Source organism: Arthrobacter sulfonylureivorans, from assembly GCF_022637435.1.
Classification (GTDB): Bacteria; Actinomycetota; Actinomycetes; order Actinomycetales; family Micrococcaceae; genus Crystallibacter; species Crystallibacter sulfonylureivorans.
Genome location: NZ_CP093326.1, coordinates 2,770,169 through 2,788,085 on the forward strand (window position 1 = coordinate 2,770,169; position 17,917 = coordinate 2,788,085).

The following is a 17,917-nucleotide window of genomic DNA, read 5'->3' on the forward strand; positions in this document are numbered from 1 at the left end:
GCCCGGTGTCGTTTAGCCCACCGCACCCGCCGGCGGCCCGACCAGAAGGGACGGCGTCCATGCGCATTGGAGTGCCAAGCGAGGTCAAGAACAATGAATTCCGGGTGGCTATCACGCCGCCTGGGGTCAATGAGCTGAGCTCCGCCGGCCACCAAGTGTTGGTGGAGGCAGGGGCGGGCCGGGGATCCTCCATTACGGACGAGGACTACGCCGCGGCCGGTGCCAGCATCATCGATTCGGCCGACGCCGTCTGGGAGGAGGCGGAGCTGGTGCTGAAGGTGAAAGAGCCGGTGGCGGAGGAGTACCACCGGCTCCGCAGCGACCTGACGCTGTTCACCTATCTGCATCTTGCAGCCGACCCCGCACTCACCGAAGAGCTGTGCTCCCGCGGCACCACCGCGATAGCTTACGAAACCGTCCAGCTGCCTGACCGGTCGCTGCCGCTGCTGGCCCCAATGTCCGAAGTCGCCGGCAGGCTCGCCGCCCAGGTGGGTGCGTACTCGCTGATGCAGCCTCTGGGTGGCCGCGGCGTGCTGATGGGCGGCGTCCCCGGCACGCAGCATGCCGACGTCGTGGTGATCGGCGCCGGCGTGGCGGGAGCCAATGCGGTGTCCATGGCCGTGGGCATGCGCGCCAACGTCACCGTCTTGGACACCAACGTCCGCAGGCTGCAGCAGATCGACGACCAGTACCAGGGCCGGGTGGTGACGCTGGCCAGCAACGCGTTGGAGCTGCGGGAAGCCGTCTTGGCCGCTGACCTGGTGATCGGCGCGGTGCTGATTCCCGGCGCCAAGGCCCCGAAGCTGGTGACCAACGAGATGGTCAGCCAGATGCGGTCGGGAGCGGTACTGGTGGACGTTTCGATCGATCAGGGCGGCTGCTTCGAAGACTCCCGGCCGACCACGCACGCCGATCCTACGTACAAAGTCCACGACACGGTCTTTTACTGCGTGGCCAATATGCCCGGGGCCGTGCCGCGCACCTCCACGTATGCCTTGACCAACGCCACGCTCCCCTACGCAAAACTGATCGCTGACGAAGGGTTCGATGCCGCGGCCACGCGGCGGCCGGAGCTGCTGCCCGGGCTCAGCACCCGGGACGGCAAGATCGTTTCCGAACCGGTGCGGCTGGCGCACTCGGGCTGATCCGGGGCAAAGCCACGCGGGCCCGTCCGTCATCGGCCGGGCCCGCGTGGCTGGATGGCGGGTCACCGGGGCCGGTGCGCACCGCCGTCGTTGTTCTAGTGGTCCACCGCCTTCTCGGCACCGACGCCGGTGAGCGAACGGACCTCCATCTCGGCCTGCTTGGATGCATCCTCGCGGTTCTTGTCCAGCACGGTTCCCAGCCAGCCCAGGAAGAACGCGAGCGGGATGGAGACGATGCCCGGGTTGTTCAGTCCGAAGATGGCGAAGTCCGCGCTGGGGATCATCGACGTCTCCTTCCCGGAGACCACCGGGGAGAACACGATCAGGACGATGGCCGCGCCGAGGCCGCCGTACATGCTCCACACCGCACCCTGGGTGGTGAAGCGCTTCCAGAACAGCGAGTAGACAATGGTGGGCAGGTTGGCCGAGGCGGCCACCGCGAAGGCCAGCGCCACCAGGAACGCCACATTCTGGCCCTGTGCGCCGATTCCGCCGAGGATGGAGACGACGCCGATGACCACCACGGTGCGGCGGGCCACCTTGACCTCGCCTGCCGAGTCGACCTGGCCCTTGCGCACCACGTTCGCGTAGATATCGTGCGCGAAGGAGGCGGCTGCAGTGATGGTCAGCCCGGCCACCACCGCCAGGATGGTGGCGAAGGCGACTGCCGAGATCAGGCCCAGCAGCACCGGACCGCCCAGTGCAAAGGCCAGCAGCGGTGCGGCGGAGTTGACCCCGCCCGGGGCGCTCTTGATGGCTTCCGGACCGATCAGCGCCGCGGCGCCGTAGCCCAGCACCAGGGTGAACAGGTAGAACGCGCCGATCAGCCAGATGGCCCAGACCACGGACCTGCGGGCTTCCTTGGCCGTGGGCACGGTGTAGAAGCGCATCAGCACGTGCGGCAGGGCCGCGGTGCCCAGCACCAGGGCCAGCGCCAGCGAGATGAAGTCCAGCTTGGATGCCTCCGAGACGCCGTACTGCAGGCCCGGGTTGAGCAGCTGGGGGTTGCCGGCGGTTTCCACGGCGGCACCCAGCAGTTCGGACAGGTTGAAGCCGTGCAGTGCCAGCACCCAAACGGTCATGATGAACGCACCTGCGATCAGCAGGCAGGCCTTGATGATCTGGACCCAGGTGGTGCCCTTCATGCCGCCGACCAGTACGTAGAGGATCATCAACGCGCCGACGACGGTGATCACCAGGGACTGTCCTAGCCTGGAGTCAATGCCGATCAGCAGCGAGACCAGGGCGCCGGCTCCGGCCATCTGCGCCAGCAGGTAGAAGAAGCACACGGCCAGCGTGGTGATGGCCGCGGCAATCCGCACCGGGCGCTGCCGCAGCCGGAAGGAGAGCACGTCGGCCATGGTGAACTTGCCGGTGTTGCGCAGCAGCTCGGCCACCAGCAGCAGCGCCACCAGCCAGGCCACCAGGAAGCCGATCGAATACAGGAAGCCGTCGTACCCGTTGATCGCGATCGCGCCGCAGATGCCCAGGAACGACGCCGCCGAGAGGTAGTCGCCGGCAATGGCGGTACCGTTCTGGCCGCCGCTGAAGGACCGGCCCGCCGCGTAGTAGTCGGCCGCGGTCTTGTTGTTCCGGCTGGCCCGGAGCACCACCACCAGGGTCACGCCCACAAACAGGGCGAAGATCAGGATGTTGATCCAGGTGGAATCCTTGATGTCATCCGCCGTGACGGCCAGCGGAATGTTCACGGCGTGCCTCATTTGGTGTCCTCCGGTAGGCCGACACCCTCGTCTTCGAGGCTGTGGCGGATGTCAGTGGCGATCGGGTCCAGCTTCTTGTTCGCGTAGCGGACGTACCAGGTGGTGATGGCGAAGGTGCTCACGAACTGCAGCAGGCCCAGCACCAGGCCGACGTTGATGTTGCCCCAGAGCTTGGTGGACATGAAGTCGTGCGCATAGTCGGCCAACAGCACATAGGCGAAATACCACAGCAGGAAGGCCACTGCCATGGGGAAAACAAACGAACGGTGGCGCTTGCGGAGTTCGGTGAACTCCGGACTGTCCTGGACCACCTGGAAGTCCACGGCCGCGGCGGTGCCGGCGTCCGGGTTGGGGTCGTTACCCATCTTTTCCTCCTCATTCGGGCACACGCGGGGTGTGACTGCGATCACTCTGCTAGCTGGCGGTTCCGCAGGCCAGCCGACGTGCGGGGCGCATCGCTCAACGGTTCAACGGCTGCGGTGAATGGCGCTCATCTGCGCCGAACTGCAGGCCGCAGATCGGGCCTGCCGCTAGGCTTGTCAGCATGCTCAGCCCGGCCGTGGACATCGCGATCATCGCCGCCATCGCCGTCGTGGCCGTGGCGGTGATTGCGCTGGTGGGGTTCAAGCTGACTCGTTCGTACCGGGACCTTGGTTCCGAGGCCGACCGCGCAACCTACGCCACGCTCCACACCGCCGGACTCGCCGGACAGTACCTGCGCTCCGGGCTGACGCCGGCCGGCGCGGCCAAGGCCAGCAGGCATCTGCGCGGCTTGCTGGGCTCCGACGTCCTGGTCCTGACCGGCCCGGACGATGTGCTGGGCTGGGACGGGGCCGGCCAGCCCCCGGAATCGGCCCTGCGGCTGGCCGGCAAAACAATGACGTCGGGACGCACGCAGGTCTTCCGCGGCAGCCAGTTGCTGCCGGAGGGCCGGGTCCCGCCGGATGCCGGCGCCCGGCACGGGCTGCAAGAGGCAGTCTTCGCCCCGATCCGGGTCCAGGACCGCGTGGTGGGCACCGTCGGCGCCTATACCGGCCACGTGGCGGCTTCGCTGGTGCGGGCAACCACCGAAGTCGCGGCCTGGGTGGCCACACAGATCGAGCTCGCCGAGCTGGACACCTCGCGAACCCTGTTGATGGAGGCCGAGGTCAAGGCACTCCGGGCCCAGATCAGCCCGCACTTCATCTACAACGCGCTGAATGCCATCGCGTCCTACATCCTCACCGATCCTGCGCGCGCGCGGGACCTGGTGATCGAGTTCGCCGACTTCACCCGTTACTCCTTCCGCCGACACGGGGACTTCACCACGCTGGCCGAGGAGCTGAAGTCAATCGACCGCTACCTGCTGCTGGAACGTGCCCGGTTCGGCGACCGGCTCAAGGTCAGCCTGCAGATCGGTCCGGAGGTCCTCAGCACCGTGATCCCGTTCCTGTCCCTGCAGCCGCTGGTGGAGAACGCGGTGCGGCACGGGCTGGAAGCCAAGGAAGGCCCCGGCCGGATCACCATCACCGCCCAAGACGCGGGCGCCTACGCCGAGGTGACCATAGAAGACGACGGCGTGGGCATGGACCCGGAGCGGCTGCGCGCCGTGCTGGCCGGCCACACCGAGGGCGACCACGTGGGCCTGCGCAACGTTGATGTGAGGCTGCGGCAGGTCTACGGCGAAGAACACGGCCTGGTCATCGACACGGCCCCCGGCGCCGGTACGCTTGTCACCCTGCGCGTGCCGAAGTTCCAACCCGGCAACCGGGTGGAATAAGCCTGCCCGGGGCGGAGCCGCATGGGCCGCCTCAGGCTAATAGACTGTGGCCCATGGTCAATGTGGTTGTCGCCGATGACGAAGCCCCCGCCGTCGAGGCCCTGGCATACTTGCTGGCGCAGGATTCCCGGATCGGGGAAATCCACAAAGCCACCAGCGGGGCCGAAGCGCTCCGCGCCCTGGAGCGCCACGACGTCGATGCGCTCTTCCTCGACATCCACATGCCGGCACTGACCGGGCTGGACATCGCCAAGGTGATTTCACGCTTCAGCCGCCCGCCCGCCGTCGTGTTCGTGACCGCCGACGAGGACAAGGCGCTGCAGGCGTTCGAACTGGCCGCCGTGGACTATCTGCTCAAGCCGGTGCGCGCAGACCGGCTGGCGGAGTCGGTGCGCCGGATCTGCGAACTGATGGAAGACGGGGCCGCGGCCAAGCCGGAAGTCATCACCGTGGACCAGGGCGGCATCACCAAGATGATCCGGCGCGACGAGATCAAGTACGTGCAGGCCCAGGGCGACTACGCCCGGCTGCACACGGCCGAGGCGAGCTACCTGATCCGCGTCCCGCTAAATGACCTGGAACGCCAGTGGGCCGACGCCGGCTACATCCGGATCCATCGGTCCTACCTGGTGGCGATGGACCAGATCCAGCAGATGCGGATGAGCGCCGGCAGGGCCAGTGTCCTGGTTGGCGGAGCCGAACTGCCGGTCAGCCGGCGGCACCTGCCCGCCGTCCGGGACAAGCTGGAAGCCACCCGGGTCAGGCCCCGAGGATGAGCGGTGGCCCGGACAGTGGCGAAGCTGCCCCGCTGCCCGACGGCGGCGCGCCGCTGCCCGACGGCGATGCCGGGCTCGCCTCGGGCGGCTTCCGACAGCGGGTCCGGGTGGTGGCGCCCCGGTCGGCCGCACCCCAGCCGCCGGGTGCCTACACCTTCTCCCATGAGCTGGCCGAGCAGTCCGAAATCGGCGAGCTCTTCGTCCGGTCCTTGGTCCGTTCGCAACTGCGCCTGGCCGTCGTCGTGGCGGCCGGCTTCGGTCTGATCCTGCTGGGCGTCGCAGTCCTGATCGCGCTGGTGCCTGTCACGGCCACCCTGACAATCGCCACCATCCCGCTCCCCTGGCTGCTGCTGGGCATCGGGATCTACCCGGTCATTCTGGCCTGCGCCGCGCTGTACAACCGTGCCGCTGCGCGCAACGAGCGCAAATTCCGCGACCTGACGGCAGACTGGACCGAGCCGGGGGCCAAGCAGTGAACACGGCCGTCGGTCTGGCAGCGGTGGCAGCGGTGTGCGCCGCCACCGTGCTCATTGGCATCTACGGGCTCCGGATTTCCCGGACTACCGGTGACTTTTATGTCGCCTCGCGGACGGTCAAGCCTTGGTGGAACGCCTCAGCCATCGGCGGTGAATACATCTCAGCCGCCAGCTTCCTGGGCGTGGCCGGCCTGATCCTGATCTCGGGCATCGATGCCCTGTGGTTCCCCGTCGGCTATACCGCCGGCTATCTGATGCTGCTGCTGTTCGTGTCCGCGCCGCTTCGCCGCTCCGGCGCCTACACCATTCCGGACTTCGCCGCGGCCCGGCTCGATTCCACCGCTGCCCGGCGCGTGACCAGCCTCTTAGTGGTAGCGGTCGGCTGGCTCTATATAGTTCCGCAGCTGCACGGCGCCGCACTCACCATGCGCATCGCAACCGGCCTGCCGGGCTGGGCCGGCGCCCTCATCGTCGTCGTCGTGGTGGTGCTGTCGGTGGTGACCGGCGGCATGCGCTCCATCACCTTTGTGCAGGCCTTCCAGTACTGGCTCAAACTCACCGCGTTGGCCGTCCCGGTGGTCTTCATCCTGCTGGTCCTCACCGGTTCGGGCCAATCGCCCACCGGTGGCGGCGCGGCCTTCGACCCGGCGCTGGACGTCTCCGGTGATGCATCGCTGTACCGGAATATCTCGCTGATCGTCGCGCTGCTCTTCGGCACCCTGGGCCTGCCGCATGTGTTGGTTCGCTTCTATACCAACCCCGACGGCGCCGCGGCCCGCCGCACCACGCAGCTGGTGCTGGGCCTGCTGGCGCTGTTCTACCTCTTCCCCACCATCTACGGCGTGCTCGGCCGCCTGCATACGCCCCGGCTTGCGGGCGGAGGCCAGTCCGACGCGACGGTGCTGCTGTTGCCGGGGCGGATTGTGGACGGGCTGGCCGGCGACCTCTTGAGCGCCTGCGTGGTGGCGGGAGCCTTCGCCGCGTTCCTCTCCACCACGTCCGGGCTGGTGGTGTCGCTGGCCGGGGTGGTCAGCCAGGACCTGTTCCGTGGCAGTGTCAAGGGGTTCCGGCTGGCCGCGGTGTTGTCGGCCATCGTCCCGCTGGGCATTGCGATGGGCACCGAATCGCTGGGCTTGGCCGGCAGCGTCGGCGCGGTGTTTGCCTTCACCGCGTCGACCATCTGCCCGTTGCTGCTGCTGGGCATCTGGTGGCGCGGGCTCACTGACATCGGGGCCATTGCAGGCATGGTGTCCGGAGCCGTGCTCTGTGGCGGTTCGCTGCTGGCGGCCACCGTGGCCGGGCCGGCCCTGGGCGGCTGGGCCGAGCCGCTGGGACAGCCGGCAGCGTGGACCGTCCCGGCTGCCTTCTTGGTCACCGTGGTGGTTTCCCGGGCCACCCCTAGGCGCAGGCCGGCTACGGTTGCCCGTGTGATGGCGCGGCTGCACACCCCCGAACGTACGGAAGTCCGGGATCCGGTGTTCCGGTCCGGGAAGTCCGGCCCCGCGAATTGACCCGGCCCGCGATTAGACCCGGCCCGCCGGGTTGGTTAGTCGATTGAGGCCATCAGTTCGACCACGCCGTCCAGGAAGGCATCCACCTGGTTTTCCTCGTAACCGTCTTTGCCCTTGGCTTCACGGAACACCGCCCGGCGGACCACGTCCACGCTCATCGGCTGGTCGTGCTCAAAGTAGCCCAGCAGTTCCACGCAGAGTGCGTCCACATCCTCGATGTCATAGCTCACGGCATTCCGCTTCGTGGGGCGGCGGAAGCGTTCTCCGGGGGCGCGGTGCAGCCTGGCGCGCAGCATCGCAGACGTGCGGCCAATCTGCGTCAGCCACGCTTGCTCGCCCTCACGCCTGATCAGCGCGTCGCGTTCCCGCTGGGCGAAAACGTCCTCCAACCGGTCGAGCGCGGCATCCACGGCACGCGGGTCGTAACCGCCCTTGGCCGGATCGAACGTCATGGCCCGCACATCGCGGCTGGTGATTGGGACGTCGTCGGGCTCGGGGTTGTTGTAGTACTCCCGGGCACGCCCGAGGAAGTCGTCCACTTGGCGGGCGTTGTAGCCGAAGTCCCGTCGGTCCACATGGTCGAACGGGGCACTGCCCTTGTCGGCTTCAATGGTTCGTCGCGCCATGGTGTCCTGTGAGTTCCTGTTCCTTCAAAACGTTTCGCTTGTCTACGCTGCCCAGTCTATGCCGGAATGATGCGGATTCCGGGGCATCCCCCGCGCCTACACAGCTCCAGGCGCCAGCAGCGAAGCCAGCAAGTACGCGACCGGAGCGGCAAACACGATGGAATCCAGCCGGTCCATCACCCCGCCGTGGCCCGGCAGGATGTTGCTCATGTCCTTGATGCCCAGTTCGCGCTTGACCATGGATTCGGCCAGGTCGCCCACGGTGGAAGCGGCGACAGTGGCGACCGCCAGCACCAGCCCGAACCACCACTGCAAGTCCAGCAGGAGGACCGAGCACAGAATGCCGACGAGGATGGCACCGCTGACCGAACCGGCAAAACCTTCCCAGGACTTCTTGGGGCTGATCTTGGGCGCCATCGGATGCTTGCCGAACAGCACGCCCACGATGTAGCCGAAGGTGTCGTTGGAGACCACCAACAGCAGCATGGTGGCAACCTTCAGGGCCCCAGATTCCTCCAGCAGCAACAGCAGGGCAAAGCTGATGAAGAACGGCACCCAGCAAAGGATGAAGGTACCGCTGAGCACGCTGCGGACCGCGCCGTCGGTACTGTCCAGGCACTTCCACACCATCAGGGCAGCGCACGTCACCACCAGCGCGAAGGCCAGCCCTTCCGGTCCGCCGTAATAGGCGGCCACCGGCATGGCCAGGGCGCCCGCGAAGAGCGGGGGCAGCGGCACCTTGATGTTCTTCACCGTCAGGGCCCGGGAAACCTCCCACACCCCGACGGCGGAGAACCCCGCTACCAGCACGACGAGCGTACTGGGCAGGAGGAAAAGCCCCACGAGGACAACAGCCATCAGCGCGAGTCCGACGGCGATGGCTGCCGGCAGGTTGCGTCCGGCGCGGGAAGGCTTGGCGGCGGCACGCAGCGCACGCCGGCCGGACCCGCCCGGCGGCGATCCCGGACCAGCCGCCGGAGTCGGCGAACCGCCAGCCACGGGTTGAGGCTGGTCCGTACTCATCAGACCTCGAGCAGCTCGGCTTCCTTGCGCTTGAGAAGCTCGTCCACGTTGTCCGTGTGCGACTTGGTCTTGGCGTCCAGGTCCTTTTCGGCCCGGTTGCCCTCGTCTTCGCCGACGTCGCCGTCCTTGACCATCTTGCCGATGGTGTCCATCGCCTTGCGGCGGATGTTGCGGATGGAGACCTTGGCATCCTCGGCCTTGCCCCGGACGACCTTGACGTACTCCTTGCGGCGTTCCTGGGTCAGCTCGGGCAGGACCACGCGGATCACCACGCCGTCGTTGGCCGGATTGGCGCCCACGTCGGATTCGCGCAGGGCCTTCTCGATATCGTTCAGCGCCGCCTTGTCGTAAGGGGTGATCAGCAGCGTGCGGGGCTCAGGGTTTTGGAAGGACGCCAGCTGCTGCAGCGGGGTCGGCGAACCGTAATAGTCCACCGTGACCTTGGAAAACAGGGACGGATTGGCGCGGCCGGTGCGAATGGTGGCGAAATCTTCCTTGGCCACTTCGACTGCTTTGTCCATCTTTTCGGCAGCTTCGCGCAGCGTCTCGTCTATCACGGTCTCTCCTTCACGTCCTTCGTTCACTCCGCGGGGTCCGCGGTCCTGGCTCTGCTTTCCATCCTAGGCTATCCGGCCGCTGGGCCGGCGACCGTCAGGCGGTGACGTAGGTGCCGATCTGCTCGCCCAAAATAGCGCGCGTCACGTTGCCTTCGCCCTCCATCCCGAAGACCACCATGGAGAGCTTGTTGTCGCGGCACAGGCTGAAGGCGGTCTGGTCCATGACCCGGATGTTCCGGCGCATGGCTTCGTCGTAGGTCAAGGTGTCCAGCTTTTCGGCAGCCGGGTCCTTCTTGGGATCCGCCGTGTAGACGCCGTCCACGCCGTTCTTGGCCATCAGGACGACGTCGGCGTGCACCTCGAGTGCACGCTGGGCGGCCACGGTGTCCGTGGAGAAATAGGGCAATCCCGCGCCCGCGCCGAAAATGACCACGCGGCCCTTTTCCATGTGCCGGATGGCCCGGCGCGGAATGTAGGCCTCTGCGACCTGACCCATGGTGATGGCGCTCTGCACGCGGGTGTCAACGCCGGCCTGCTCGAGGAAGTCCTGCAGGGCCAGGCAGTTCATCACGGTGCCGAGCATGCCCATGTAGTCGGCCCGGGAGCGGTCCATGCCCGACGTCGAGAGCTCGGCCCCGCGGAAGAAGTTGCCGCCGCCAACGACGATAGCAACTTCCACCTGCTCCACGGTGGCGGCGATTTGCTTGGCGATGCCGCGGACGGTGTCAGGGTCGACGCCGAGCTTGCCTCCGCCAAACACTTCGCCGGACAGCTTCAGCAGCACACGGCGGCGCTTGACGGTATCGGTGGTGGTCTGGGTGGTCTGGGATTCCATGGTGCCTCCCGGCGTGCGTGGTTCTGGGGGAAAGATAACGTGAAGGCTTAGCGGCTGCCGCGCGGTGCGGACAGCTGCTGATCCGACATGAAAAAGGGGCGGTCACCGGTTGGTGACCACCCCCTCGTCATTGAAATCAGTCAGTTCGCCGTGGCGGTTGGACCGAGGTTACGCTCCAACGCGGAAGCGGGCAACGGCGGTTGCGTTGACGCCGGCCTCTTCCAGCACCTTGCCGACGGACTTCTTCGGGTCCTTGGCAAACGGCTGGTCCAGCAGCACGATCTCCTTGAAGAAACCGTTCAGCCGGCCTTCGACGATCTTGGTGAGCGCGGCCTCGGGCTTGCCCTCGGCGCGTGCGGTCTCTTCGGCGATGCGGCGTTCGTTCTCCACCGTCTCGGCCGGGACCTCCTCGCGGGTCAGGTAGGTCGGCGCGAAGGCAGCGCTGTGCACGGCAACGTCGTGGGCGGCCTCGAAGGCCGAGTCACCTTCGCCGTCGACAGCGAAGAGGACGCCAACCTGAGCCGGCAGGTCCTTGGACGTCTTGTGCAGGTAAGCATCGACGGTCTTGCCTTCGACGCGGGCCACGCGACGGACGACGACCTTTTCGCCCAGCACAGCACCTTCTTCGACGACGACGTCGCCCAGCGGCTTGCCGTCGGCGTTTGCCGCCAGCAGCGCCTCGATGTCGGCGGCACCTGATTCAACGGCCACGGCCAGTACCTTGTCAGCGAGTTCAATGAACTTGGCGGACTTGGCGACGAAGTCGGTCTCGCAGTTGACCTCGATCATGACACCGACGGTTCCGTCGATGACCTTGGCAGCAACCAGGCCTTCGGCGGTGGAGCGGCCTTCGCGCTTGGTGGCGCCCTTCAGACCCTTGATGCGGATCAGCTCAATGGCCTTCTCGGCATCTCCATTGGCCTCGTCCAGGGCCTTCTTGACATCCATCATGCCGGCGCCGGTGCGCTCGCGCAGGGCCTTGATATCAGCAGCGGTGTAGTTCGCCATTTGGACTCCAGTCCTCCCGTAATACGTAGTGTGCGGTGCCGCTGGCGGCGGGCCATCAATGGGCCCGGCCGCCAGCGGAAGTCCGGCGGCGCACAAGGCGCCGCCGGTTGAGTCGGATTTACTTCTCGGTGTCCGCGGCGGGTGCGTCGGCAGCCGGGGCTTCAGCAGCCGGTGCTTCGGCGGCGGCATCGTCAGCGGCCGGTGCCTCGGCTGCCGGCGCTTCGGCTGCCGGTGCTTCGGCGGCCGGTGCTTCAGCGGCCGGCGCTTCAGTCGCGCCCTCGAGCAGTTCGCGCTCCCACTCGGCCATCGGCTCGGCCGGAGCTTCGGCGTTGCCGGCGGCGCGGTTGTTACGGGCGATGAGGCCCTCGGCAACGGCGTCGGCGACCACGCGGGTCAGCAGGTTGACGGAGCGGATGGCGTCGTCGTTGCCCGGGATCGGGAAGTCGACTTCGTCAGGATCGCAGTTGGTGTCCAGGATGGCCACAACGGGAATGCCGAGCTTCTGGGCCTCGTCGACGGCCAGGTGTTCCTTCTTGGTGTCCACAATCCAGATGACCGAGGGGGTCTTGGTGAGGTTGCGGATGCCGCCCAGCGTGGTTTCGAGCTTGTTCTTCTCGCGCTGCAGCAGGAGCAGTTCCTTCTTGGTGTGGCTGGAGGCGGCGACGTCGTCGAAGTTGATCTCTTCGAGTTCCTTCAGGCGCTGGATGCGCTTGGAGACGGTCTGGAAGTTGGTCATCATGCCGCCGAGCCAACGCTGGTTGACGTACGGCTGGCCAACACGGGTGGCCTGCTCGGCGATGGCTTCCTGAGCCTGCTTCTTGGTACCAACGAAGAGCACGGTGCCGCCGTGGGCAACAGTGGCCTTGACGAACTCGTAGGCGCGGTCGATGTAGGACAGCGACTGCTGCAGGTCGATGATGTAGATGCCGTTGCGCTCGGTGAAGATGAAGCGCTTCATCTTCGGGTTCCAACGGCGGGTCTGGTGACCGAAATGCACGCCGCTGTCGAGCAGCTGGCGCATGGTAACGACTGGCATGTCGTCACTCCTTCCGGCAGCATCCGGCTGTGCCTGGTCTGCTGCCTCATAGACGGTTATTAGCTTCTCGCCCGGCGGGCGAAGCTCCTGGCATCTGTCGGCCCCGCCTGGACGGCGGTGCATGCGCCCGGACCGGGTTTCCGGACCGCCTGGGCACATTCCATCGCAGCAAATTTGCGACGGTGGATTTCAGACACGCGTAGTCAGCCTCTGTCCGGACATGGGTCACGGACGGAAAACTGCTTCGCCCAGTGTACTACAGGAGGCGACCCGCTCCCGCCCGTTCCAGTCCTCCACAGCCGCCAGCCCCAGCGGATTTGCGCACACTGCGGGCGGGCGCCGCCACCGAGCCTGCGCCTGCGGTGACGATGGGTGGCATGAACCCACCCTTCACTCGCTGCACAGCCGCCGCGGCCTTAGCCATGTTGCTGCTGGTGGCCGGTCCAGCCGCCCCGGCCGCCGACACAGCCAATCCGCCGTGGAACTGGCCCGTCGCGCCGGCACCCGCCGTGCTGCGCAGCTTCGACCCTCCGCCTGAGCCGTGGTTGAGCGGCCATCGCGGGGTCGATTTGGCCGTTCCGGCAGGGACCACGGTGCTCTCCCCCGCCGACGGCCGGATCAGTTTCTCCGGCTGGGTCGTGGACCGCCGGGTGATCACGGTGGACCATGGCAACGGGCTGCGCAGCAGCTTGCTGGCGGTGGTGTCCGAACTGCAGGCCGGCGACGCCGTCTCCGCGGGCGATCCGGTAGGACAGGTCGCCGAAAGCGGACATTGCCCGTCCGCCTGTTTGCACTGGGGCGTGCGACGCGGCGAGACCTATATCAACCCCTTGCAGTTCGTCATGGACCTGCGGCCGTCGGTGTTGCTGCCGGTCCCGGACGGTTAGACGAACGCTGCCAGCCCGGTAATAGCTCGTCCGGTGACCAGGGAATTGATTTCGTGGGTCCCTTCGTAGGAGTAGATGGCTTCGGCGTCGGCAAAGATCTTGGCCATCTCATAGTCGGCCACGATGCCGTTGCCGCCCAGGATTCCGCGGCCCAGGGCCACGCTTTCGCGCATCCGCGCGGTAGTGAACGCCTTGGCCAGCGCGGAGTGTTCGTCCTTGGCTTGGCCGGCGTCCTCCATCTGCGCCAAGCGGACCATCATGCCCATCGAGGCCACCGCATTGCCGAGGATCTGGACCAATTGATCCTGCACCAGTTGGAACGATGCCAGCGGCTTTCCGAACTGGTACCGCTCCACTGCATAGCGCCGCGCCACATCGAAGGCGGCCAGTTGCTGCCCCACCGCCTGCCAGGCCACCCCGAGCCGGGTTACCTTCAGAACCTTGTTGGTGTCCCGGAAGCTGTTGGCGCCCTTGAGATGGAAGTCATCGGAGACCACCAAGTTCTTCAGGGTGATGTCTGCGTTTTGCACCGTCCGCAGGCTGATCTTGTTCTCGATTTTCGTCGCGGTGTATCCGGGCGTAGAGGTGTCCACCAGGAAGCCCTTCACCTGATTGTCGGCCACGTCGCGGGCGTAGATGACCACCCAATCGGAGAAGGTCGCGTTGCCGATCCAGCGCTTGGCGCCGTTCAGGATCCAGTTGTCGCCGTCGCGCTGGGCCGTGGTGCGGGTCCCGCCTGCGACGTCGGAACCGCCCAGCGGTTCCGTCAGGCCGAAGGCGCCGATCTTCTTCATGGCATAGATGTCCGGCAGCCAAGCGTCCTGCTGTTCTTTCGACGCTAGCGCTTCAATTGATCCGGTGAACAGCCCGTCATGGACTCCCATAAATGTGGCGATGGAGGTGTCCGCCCGGGTGAATTCCGCGTGCATGAGGCCGGCGAACAGATTCGAGTAGCCCTGCCGACGGACCGGGCTGACCATGTCCAGTTGCGCCAGCTTCGGAATGATTTCCATCGGGAACTCAGCCCGGTTCCAACAGTCGACGGCGATCGGACGGACTTCCTTGGCCAGCCAGTCGCGTACATCGCGTAGCCGTGTACGTTCCGCCTCAGAGAGCAGCGACTCGAAGGCATAGAAGTCTCCGTCGGCGTAGGGAAGGTCGTTCGGATCGATGTCGCGCTGGCCCATAGTGGCTTCCTTTTCAGTCAGGCAGGCGCCGGTGCAGATTGCACGCGGACGCCGCGAAGTTACTGAGCAGTAACATAGCGCAAGAACGAGTCCCCAAGCAACGGTTTCACCCCCTTCTGCCCTGAGGCGGTACGCGTTCTTCTCATCCATCGGCCGGCCGCCCCCCTCTTCTTCCAGTGGAGGGCTTGGGCACACGGGCGGAGCGCGCACCGGGGGTCCTTGGAGCACAGGCCAATGAGTGCCGGAGGTTGCCTGATAGAACGTTAATATTCGGACGGGCTTCGTGCGCTTTAGCAACCATGCCGACAGGCTTGTTAGCGCCTCTCCCGGCCGCGGTCGCACGATTAACCGAGTGTTTCATCCCCGGCGTGTCGCGACGGTTCACCACGTAACAAATGCCTGCATGGGTTATGCACACCACAGGGCTGAGTAGCGTTTTTCTTGTCCGGAACTACAGCGCAGAACCCTTCGCTGTAGAAGTAAAACCTGGAAAAGAGATACACCATGTACAACACAAAGCTGCGCATTGTCGGGTCTTCTCTGCTCGTTGCTGCATTCGGCTTCACGGGCTTGGCAATGACTGCCGCTCCTGCGTCGGCGAGCACGGTTCAAAGCGTGTCGACCAATAACTACAATCCCGACCGGGGCGACCGGGGCGACCGGGGCGACCGCGGAGACCGGGGCGACCGCGGAGACCGAGACCGCAGAGACCGAGATCGCAGAGACCGCGGAGACCGTCGGCATCACGACCGGTGCGATTGGGAATATGGCTGGTACCGCCATCACGATCACTGGCATCACGGCTGGTACAGGGACTGCGACAACGGCCACCACTACGATTAGGCCAACAGGCACTAGCCACCCGGAGTAAGACTCTGGACCACGTGTGCGGAACAGCGGGAGCCACCCGTTGGTCCGCACATTTCTGTGACTGGGCACCGTTGCCGTGGAGCGCGCCTGCTGCCTTCCGTCGACCGTCGACTGCCCATGAGAACGGACCGGGCCAGGAGCGCTGGCTCCCGGACCCGGTCCGTATGCATACTGTAGGGCGGGTGGGGCTTGAACCCACGACCGAACGATTATGAGTCGTTTGCTCTAACCGACTGAGCTACCGCCCCGTGCCCTACGATGTTACTGAATGCAGGCCACGATGTTGAAACTGGCACTGACCGTCAGGCCGGACTAGTTAAGAAAGTCGTCCGCAGAACCGCCACGGTAGAGCCGCTCAAAGGTGTCCATGGTCTCGTCGATGCCGTGCCGCACCGCCTTCGCATGGCTTGCCTCCCCCATCGCCTCGATCTGCGCCGGACTCTGCCCGAGGACCGCATTGAGCTTGGCCGCCAGGTCAGCAGGGTCGCGGGGAGCAAACAAGTACCCGTTGACTCCGTCCTCCACGAGGTGCGGCAAGGCCATGGCATTGGCCAGCACCACCGGTTTGCTGGCGGACATGGCCTCCAGCGACACCAGGGACTGCAGTTCCGCGGTCCCCGGTTGGCAAAAAACAGTAGCGCGCAGGTACGCCCGTCGCAGCTCGTCGTCGTCGACATGGCCCAGGAAGGAAACCCGTCGGCCTAGCCCCATGGCGGCAACCCTGTCTTCGAGGTTTTTCCGCTCGTCGCCGTCGCCGACTATTTCGAGCTGGACATTCAGCGCGGGGTCCGTCATGGCCAGCGACTCGATCAACGTATCCACGTTTTTCTCCACGGCAAGCCGACCCGCGAACAACACCGTCGGGTGCTCCGGTTTGTCGATACTCTCCCCCGGCGCCAATTCATAGGCAGCGGCATCGATACCGTTAGACAGGGGCAGCACCTTGTGCAAGAAGGCATGGTCACGCATCGCCTTGGCGGCCAGCGGAGTCGGCGTCGTGACAACGGCGGCCTTGCCCATGATCTTGCCCATGTCGCGCCACGAATTCTTGGCCACGATGTTCAGGAACCACTGCGGGAATGGCAGGAACGGCTCCAGGTTCTCCGGCATGAAGTGGTTGGTGGCAATGGTGCGGATGCCGCGGCGCACCGCTTCGGCGATGGTGGCCTGTCCAATCATGTAATGGCACTGGATGTGCACCACATCCGGCTGCACCTCATCGAAGATCCGCTTGATGTCGCGCTTGATTTCCCAAGGCAGGCAGATGCGCCACGTCTCATGCGTCGGCACCGAGTGCGACCGCAGCCGGTGCACCTGGGCCTCCGGACGCTGTTCCACGAAGGTCGGGCCCTTGTCGCTTCTCCCGGCGATGATGTCCACGCTGTGTCCGCGTTTAGTCATCGCTGTGGCCAAACGGAATCCGAAAACCGCCGCTCCGTTGACGTCCGGCGGATAGGTATCGGCAGCAATCAGGATCTTCAGGGGTTTAGGTCCGATGTCGTCGCTCACCTGCGGCAGGACTCCTTGGTTCGTTGTGACAGTTTTCTTCATCGGCGCTTGGGCCCTACGGTTTCTTGCCCGAGGCTTGGGCCCGGCGCCGGGCTTCTTCTTGTTTCTGCAGGACGTCGGGATGGTGCCTCGAGAGGGCGATGACCCCTACAATAGCAACCAATCCCGCTCCCACCATGCCGATCGCGAAGACCGGCTCGACGTCGGGCCGGAGTTCCCCGAGGATGAAAATGCCGATCGAGATGCCCACCACCGGATCAATCACGGTCAGCCCGGCGATCACCAGATCCGGCGGCCCGCTGGCGTAGGCACTCTGCACAAACCAGGATCCCAAGCCGCCTGCGGCCGCAACAGCTATAACGGTGTAAATAGGCACGTTGGCGATGAAGCCGCCGCCCGGCTCCAGCAACCGCAGGCCGATGATCCGCACCAGTACGGCAACGAAACCGAAGAGCATGCCGGCGCCCAGGATGTAAGCGAAGGCATTAAGCCGGTGCCGGAACATCAGTTCCAGCGTGAGAAAGACGGCAACGACAACCGCCAGCAGCAGCACGGCCGAGAGTTCCTCATCTGGCCGCACCTGATGGCTTTCGCCGGTGACGTTGACGGCCAGCAGGACGAAGACGGCGCTGCCTGCCACGCAGGCCGAGATCGCCACCACGGTGATCCGGTTGAGCCGGATCCCCTGGTCCTTGGAATTGATGATGGTGGTGATCACCAAGGCAATGGCGCCGATCGGCTGCACCACGGTCAGCGGTGCGCTGACCAAGGCGAAGACGTTCAGCCCCATGCCGACGGCCAACATCAACAGGCCCAGAACCCAGCGCGGGTTGCGGAGCATCCGGAGCAAGCCGGAGACACTCATGGCCAGGCCGCCCGTGTTGGCTTGCACAGCACTGGCTTGGCGCTGCGTTCCGAGCGCGAGGAAGAAGGCACCGAGCAGGGCGCAGAGGATCGCTAACCAGACCATGAGGCCCCATCAGCAGAGGCC

17 protein-coding genes and 1 tRNA gene are annotated in these 17,917 nt (G+C 65.8%); 6 read left to right on the forward strand and 12 right to left on the reverse strand.

Features of this window, described 5'->3' with window-relative positions:
• The first annotated feature begins 59 nt into the window (after positions 1-59).
• Positions 60-1,145, forward strand: coding sequence for an alanine dehydrogenase (gene ald / locus MNQ99_RS12835; protein ID WP_241913200.1), 1,086 nt, complete (start codon positions 60-62; stop codon positions 1,143-1,145).
• A 95-nt stretch (positions 1,146-1,240) separates the two neighbouring features.
• Here the strand turns inward: ald and MNQ99_RS12840 are convergent, their stop codons facing one another.
• Both MNQ99_RS12840 and MNQ99_RS12845 read right to left on the reverse strand, forming a co-directional pair.
• Entirely contained in the window at positions 1,241-2,866 is a 1,626-nt protein-coding gene (locus tag MNQ99_RS12840) for a solute symporter family protein (protein ID WP_241913201.1), read from the reverse strand.
• Positions 2,863-3,231 carry a DUF485 domain-containing protein gene (locus tag MNQ99_RS12845; protein WP_241913202.1) on the reverse strand — a complete coding sequence of 123 codons (369 nt, stop codon included), beginning with the start codon at positions 3,229-3,231 and terminating at the stop codon, positions 2,863-2,865. Before MNQ99_RS12845 ends, MNQ99_RS12840 begins: the two co-directional genes overlap by 4 nt.
• Before the next feature lie 179 nt (positions 3,232-3,410).
• Between MNQ99_RS12845 and MNQ99_RS12850 the strand changes: the two genes are divergently transcribed.
• Genes MNQ99_RS12850 through MNQ99_RS12865 form a run of 4 tightly spaced genes read left to right on the forward strand, consistent with a single transcriptional unit; the run spans position 3,411 to position 7,388 of the window.
• Complete coding sequence (locus tag MNQ99_RS12850; protein ID WP_241913203.1) at positions 3,411-4,625, forward strand: sensor histidine kinase; 1,215 nt, start codon at positions 3,411-3,413, stop codon at positions 4,623-4,625.
• Positions 4,626-4,678: 53 nt separating this feature from the next.
• A complete protein-coding gene (locus tag MNQ99_RS12855) occupies positions 4,679-5,401 on the forward strand; it encodes a LytR/AlgR family response regulator transcription factor (RefSeq protein WP_127511771.1) in 723 nt (240 codons plus the stop codon).
• The gene (locus tag MNQ99_RS12860; RefSeq protein WP_338423095.1) at positions 5,398-5,877 is read left to right on the forward strand and encodes a hypothetical protein; all 480 of its coding nucleotides are present in this window, start codon (positions 5,398-5,400) and stop codon (positions 5,875-5,877) included. The genes MNQ99_RS12855 and MNQ99_RS12860 overlap by 4 nt, the downstream gene beginning before the upstream one ends.
• The gene (locus tag MNQ99_RS12865) at positions 5,874-7,388 is read left to right on the forward strand and encodes a sodium/solute symporter (protein ID WP_127511772.1); all 1,515 of its coding nucleotides are present in this window, start codon (positions 5,874-5,876) and stop codon (positions 7,386-7,388) included. Before MNQ99_RS12860 ends, MNQ99_RS12865 begins: the two co-directional genes overlap by 4 nt.
• A gap of 35 nt (positions 7,389-7,423) precedes the next feature.
• Here the strand turns inward: MNQ99_RS12865 and MNQ99_RS12870 are convergent, their stop codons facing one another.
• From MNQ99_RS12870 to rpsB, 6 genes are all read right to left on the reverse strand, one after another.
• Positions 7,424-8,014 (reverse strand): DivIVA domain-containing protein, encoded by a 591-nt coding sequence (locus MNQ99_RS12870; protein ID WP_241913204.1) that lies wholly within the window; start codon positions 8,012-8,014, stop codon positions 7,424-7,426.
• A gap of 96 nt (positions 8,015-8,110) precedes the next feature.
• Entirely contained in the window at positions 8,111-9,037 is a 927-nt protein-coding gene (locus MNQ99_RS12875; protein ID WP_127511774.1) for a phosphatidate cytidylyltransferase, read from the reverse strand.
• Entirely contained in the window at positions 9,037-9,594 is a 558-nt protein-coding gene (gene frr / locus MNQ99_RS12880; RefSeq protein ID WP_127511775.1) for a ribosome recycling factor, read from the reverse strand. The genes MNQ99_RS12875 and frr overlap by 1 nt, the downstream gene beginning before the upstream one ends.
• A 94-nt stretch (positions 9,595-9,688) precedes the next feature.
• Complete coding sequence (pyrH, locus tag MNQ99_RS12885) at positions 9,689-10,429, reverse strand: UMP kinase (protein ID WP_127511776.1); 741 nt, start codon at positions 10,427-10,429, stop codon at positions 9,689-9,691.
• 168 nt (positions 10,430-10,597) lie between these two features.
• Positions 10,598-11,437: a translation elongation factor Ts gene (gene tsf / locus MNQ99_RS12890; RefSeq protein ID WP_241913206.1), complete on the reverse strand. Its 840-nt coding sequence runs from the start codon at positions 11,435-11,437 to the stop codon at positions 10,598-10,600.
• A 118-nt stretch (positions 11,438-11,555) separates the two neighbouring features.
• Positions 11,556-12,473 (reverse strand): 30S ribosomal protein S2, encoded by a 918-nt coding sequence (gene rpsB, locus MNQ99_RS12895; protein ID WP_241913207.1) that lies wholly within the window; start codon positions 12,471-12,473, stop codon positions 11,556-11,558.
• 377 nt (positions 12,474-12,850) lie between these two features.
• Between rpsB and MNQ99_RS12900 the strand changes: the two genes are divergently transcribed.
• Positions 12,851-13,360: a M23 family metallopeptidase gene (locus tag MNQ99_RS12900; protein ID WP_422387460.1), complete on the forward strand. Its 510-nt coding sequence runs from the start codon at positions 12,851-12,853 to the stop codon at positions 13,358-13,360.
• On the opposite strand, the gene MNQ99_RS12905 is transcribed toward MNQ99_RS12900, so the two are convergent.
• The 4 genes from MNQ99_RS12905 to MNQ99_RS12920 all read right to left on the reverse strand — a co-directional run bounded on the left by MNQ99_RS12905 (position 13,357) and on the right by MNQ99_RS12920 (position 17,896).
• Positions 13,357-14,547 carry an acyl-CoA dehydrogenase family protein gene (locus MNQ99_RS12905; RefSeq protein ID WP_241913208.1) on the reverse strand — a complete coding sequence of 397 codons (1,191 nt, stop codon included), beginning with the start codon at positions 14,545-14,547 and terminating at the stop codon, positions 13,357-13,359. The genes MNQ99_RS12900 and MNQ99_RS12905 overlap by 4 nt on opposite strands.
• Positions 14,548-15,591: 1,044 nt before the next feature.
• Positions 15,592-15,665: transfer RNA gene (locus MNQ99_RS12910), tRNA-Ile, on the reverse strand.
• A gap of 64 nt (positions 15,666-15,729) precedes the next feature.
• Positions 15,730-16,926: a glycosyltransferase gene (locus MNQ99_RS12915; protein WP_241913209.1), complete on the reverse strand. Its 1,197-nt coding sequence runs from the start codon at positions 16,924-16,926 to the stop codon at positions 15,730-15,732.
• 55 nt (positions 16,927-16,981) lie between these two features.
• A complete protein-coding gene (locus MNQ99_RS12920; protein ID WP_127511783.1) occupies positions 16,982-17,896 on the reverse strand; it encodes a DMT family transporter in 915 nt (304 codons plus the stop codon).
• Positions 17,897-17,917: the final 21 nt, after the last annotated feature.

Coding starts and splice junctions, on each gene's coding strand:
- MNQ99_RS12870 (WP_241913204.1), bottom strand. CDS start 8,014: ATGGCGCGACGAACCATTGAAGCCGACAAGGGCAGTGCCCCGTTCGAC.
- MNQ99_RS12860 (WP_338423095.1), top strand. CDS start 5,398: ATGAGCGGTGGCCCGGACAGTGGCGAAGCTGCCCCGCTGCCCGACGGC.
- MNQ99_RS12840 (WP_241913201.1), bottom strand. CDS start 2,866: ATGAGGCACGCCGTGAACATTCCGCTGGCCGTCACGGCGGATGACATC.
- MNQ99_RS12900 (WP_422387460.1), top strand. CDS start 12,851: ATGAACCCACCCTTCACTCGCTGCACAGCCGCCGCGGCCTTAGCCATG.
- MNQ99_RS12875 (WP_127511774.1), bottom strand. CDS start 9,037: ATGAGTACGGACCAGCCTCAACCCGTGGCTGGCGGTTCGCCGACTCCG.
- tsf (WP_241913206.1), bottom strand. CDS start 11,437: ATGGCGAACTACACCGCTGCTGATATCAAGGCCCTGCGCGAGCGCACC.
- ald (WP_241913200.1), top strand. CDS start 60: ATGCGCATTGGAGTGCCAAGCGAGGTCAAGAACAATGAATTCCGGGTG.
- MNQ99_RS12850 (WP_241913203.1), top strand. CDS start 3,411: ATGCTCAGCCCGGCCGTGGACATCGCGATCATCGCCGCCATCGCCGTC.
- pyrH (WP_127511776.1), bottom strand. CDS start 10,429: ATGGAATCCCAGACCACCCAGACCACCACCGATACCGTCAAGCGCCGC.
- MNQ99_RS12845 (WP_241913202.1), bottom strand. CDS start 3,231: ATGGGTAACGACCCCAACCCGGACGCCGGCACCGCCGCGGCCGTGGAC.
- MNQ99_RS12920 (WP_127511783.1), bottom strand. CDS start 17,896: ATGGTCTGGTTAGCGATCCTCTGCGCCCTGCTCGGTGCCTTCTTCCTC.
- rpsB (WP_241913207.1), bottom strand. CDS start 12,473: ATGCCAGTCGTTACCATGCGCCAGCTGCTCGACAGCGGCGTGCATTTC.
- MNQ99_RS12855 (WP_127511771.1), top strand. CDS start 4,679: ATGGTCAATGTGGTTGTCGCCGATGACGAAGCCCCCGCCGTCGAGGCC.
- MNQ99_RS12905 (WP_241913208.1), bottom strand. CDS start 14,547: ATGGGCCAGCGCGACATCGATCCGAACGACCTTCCCTACGCCGACGGA.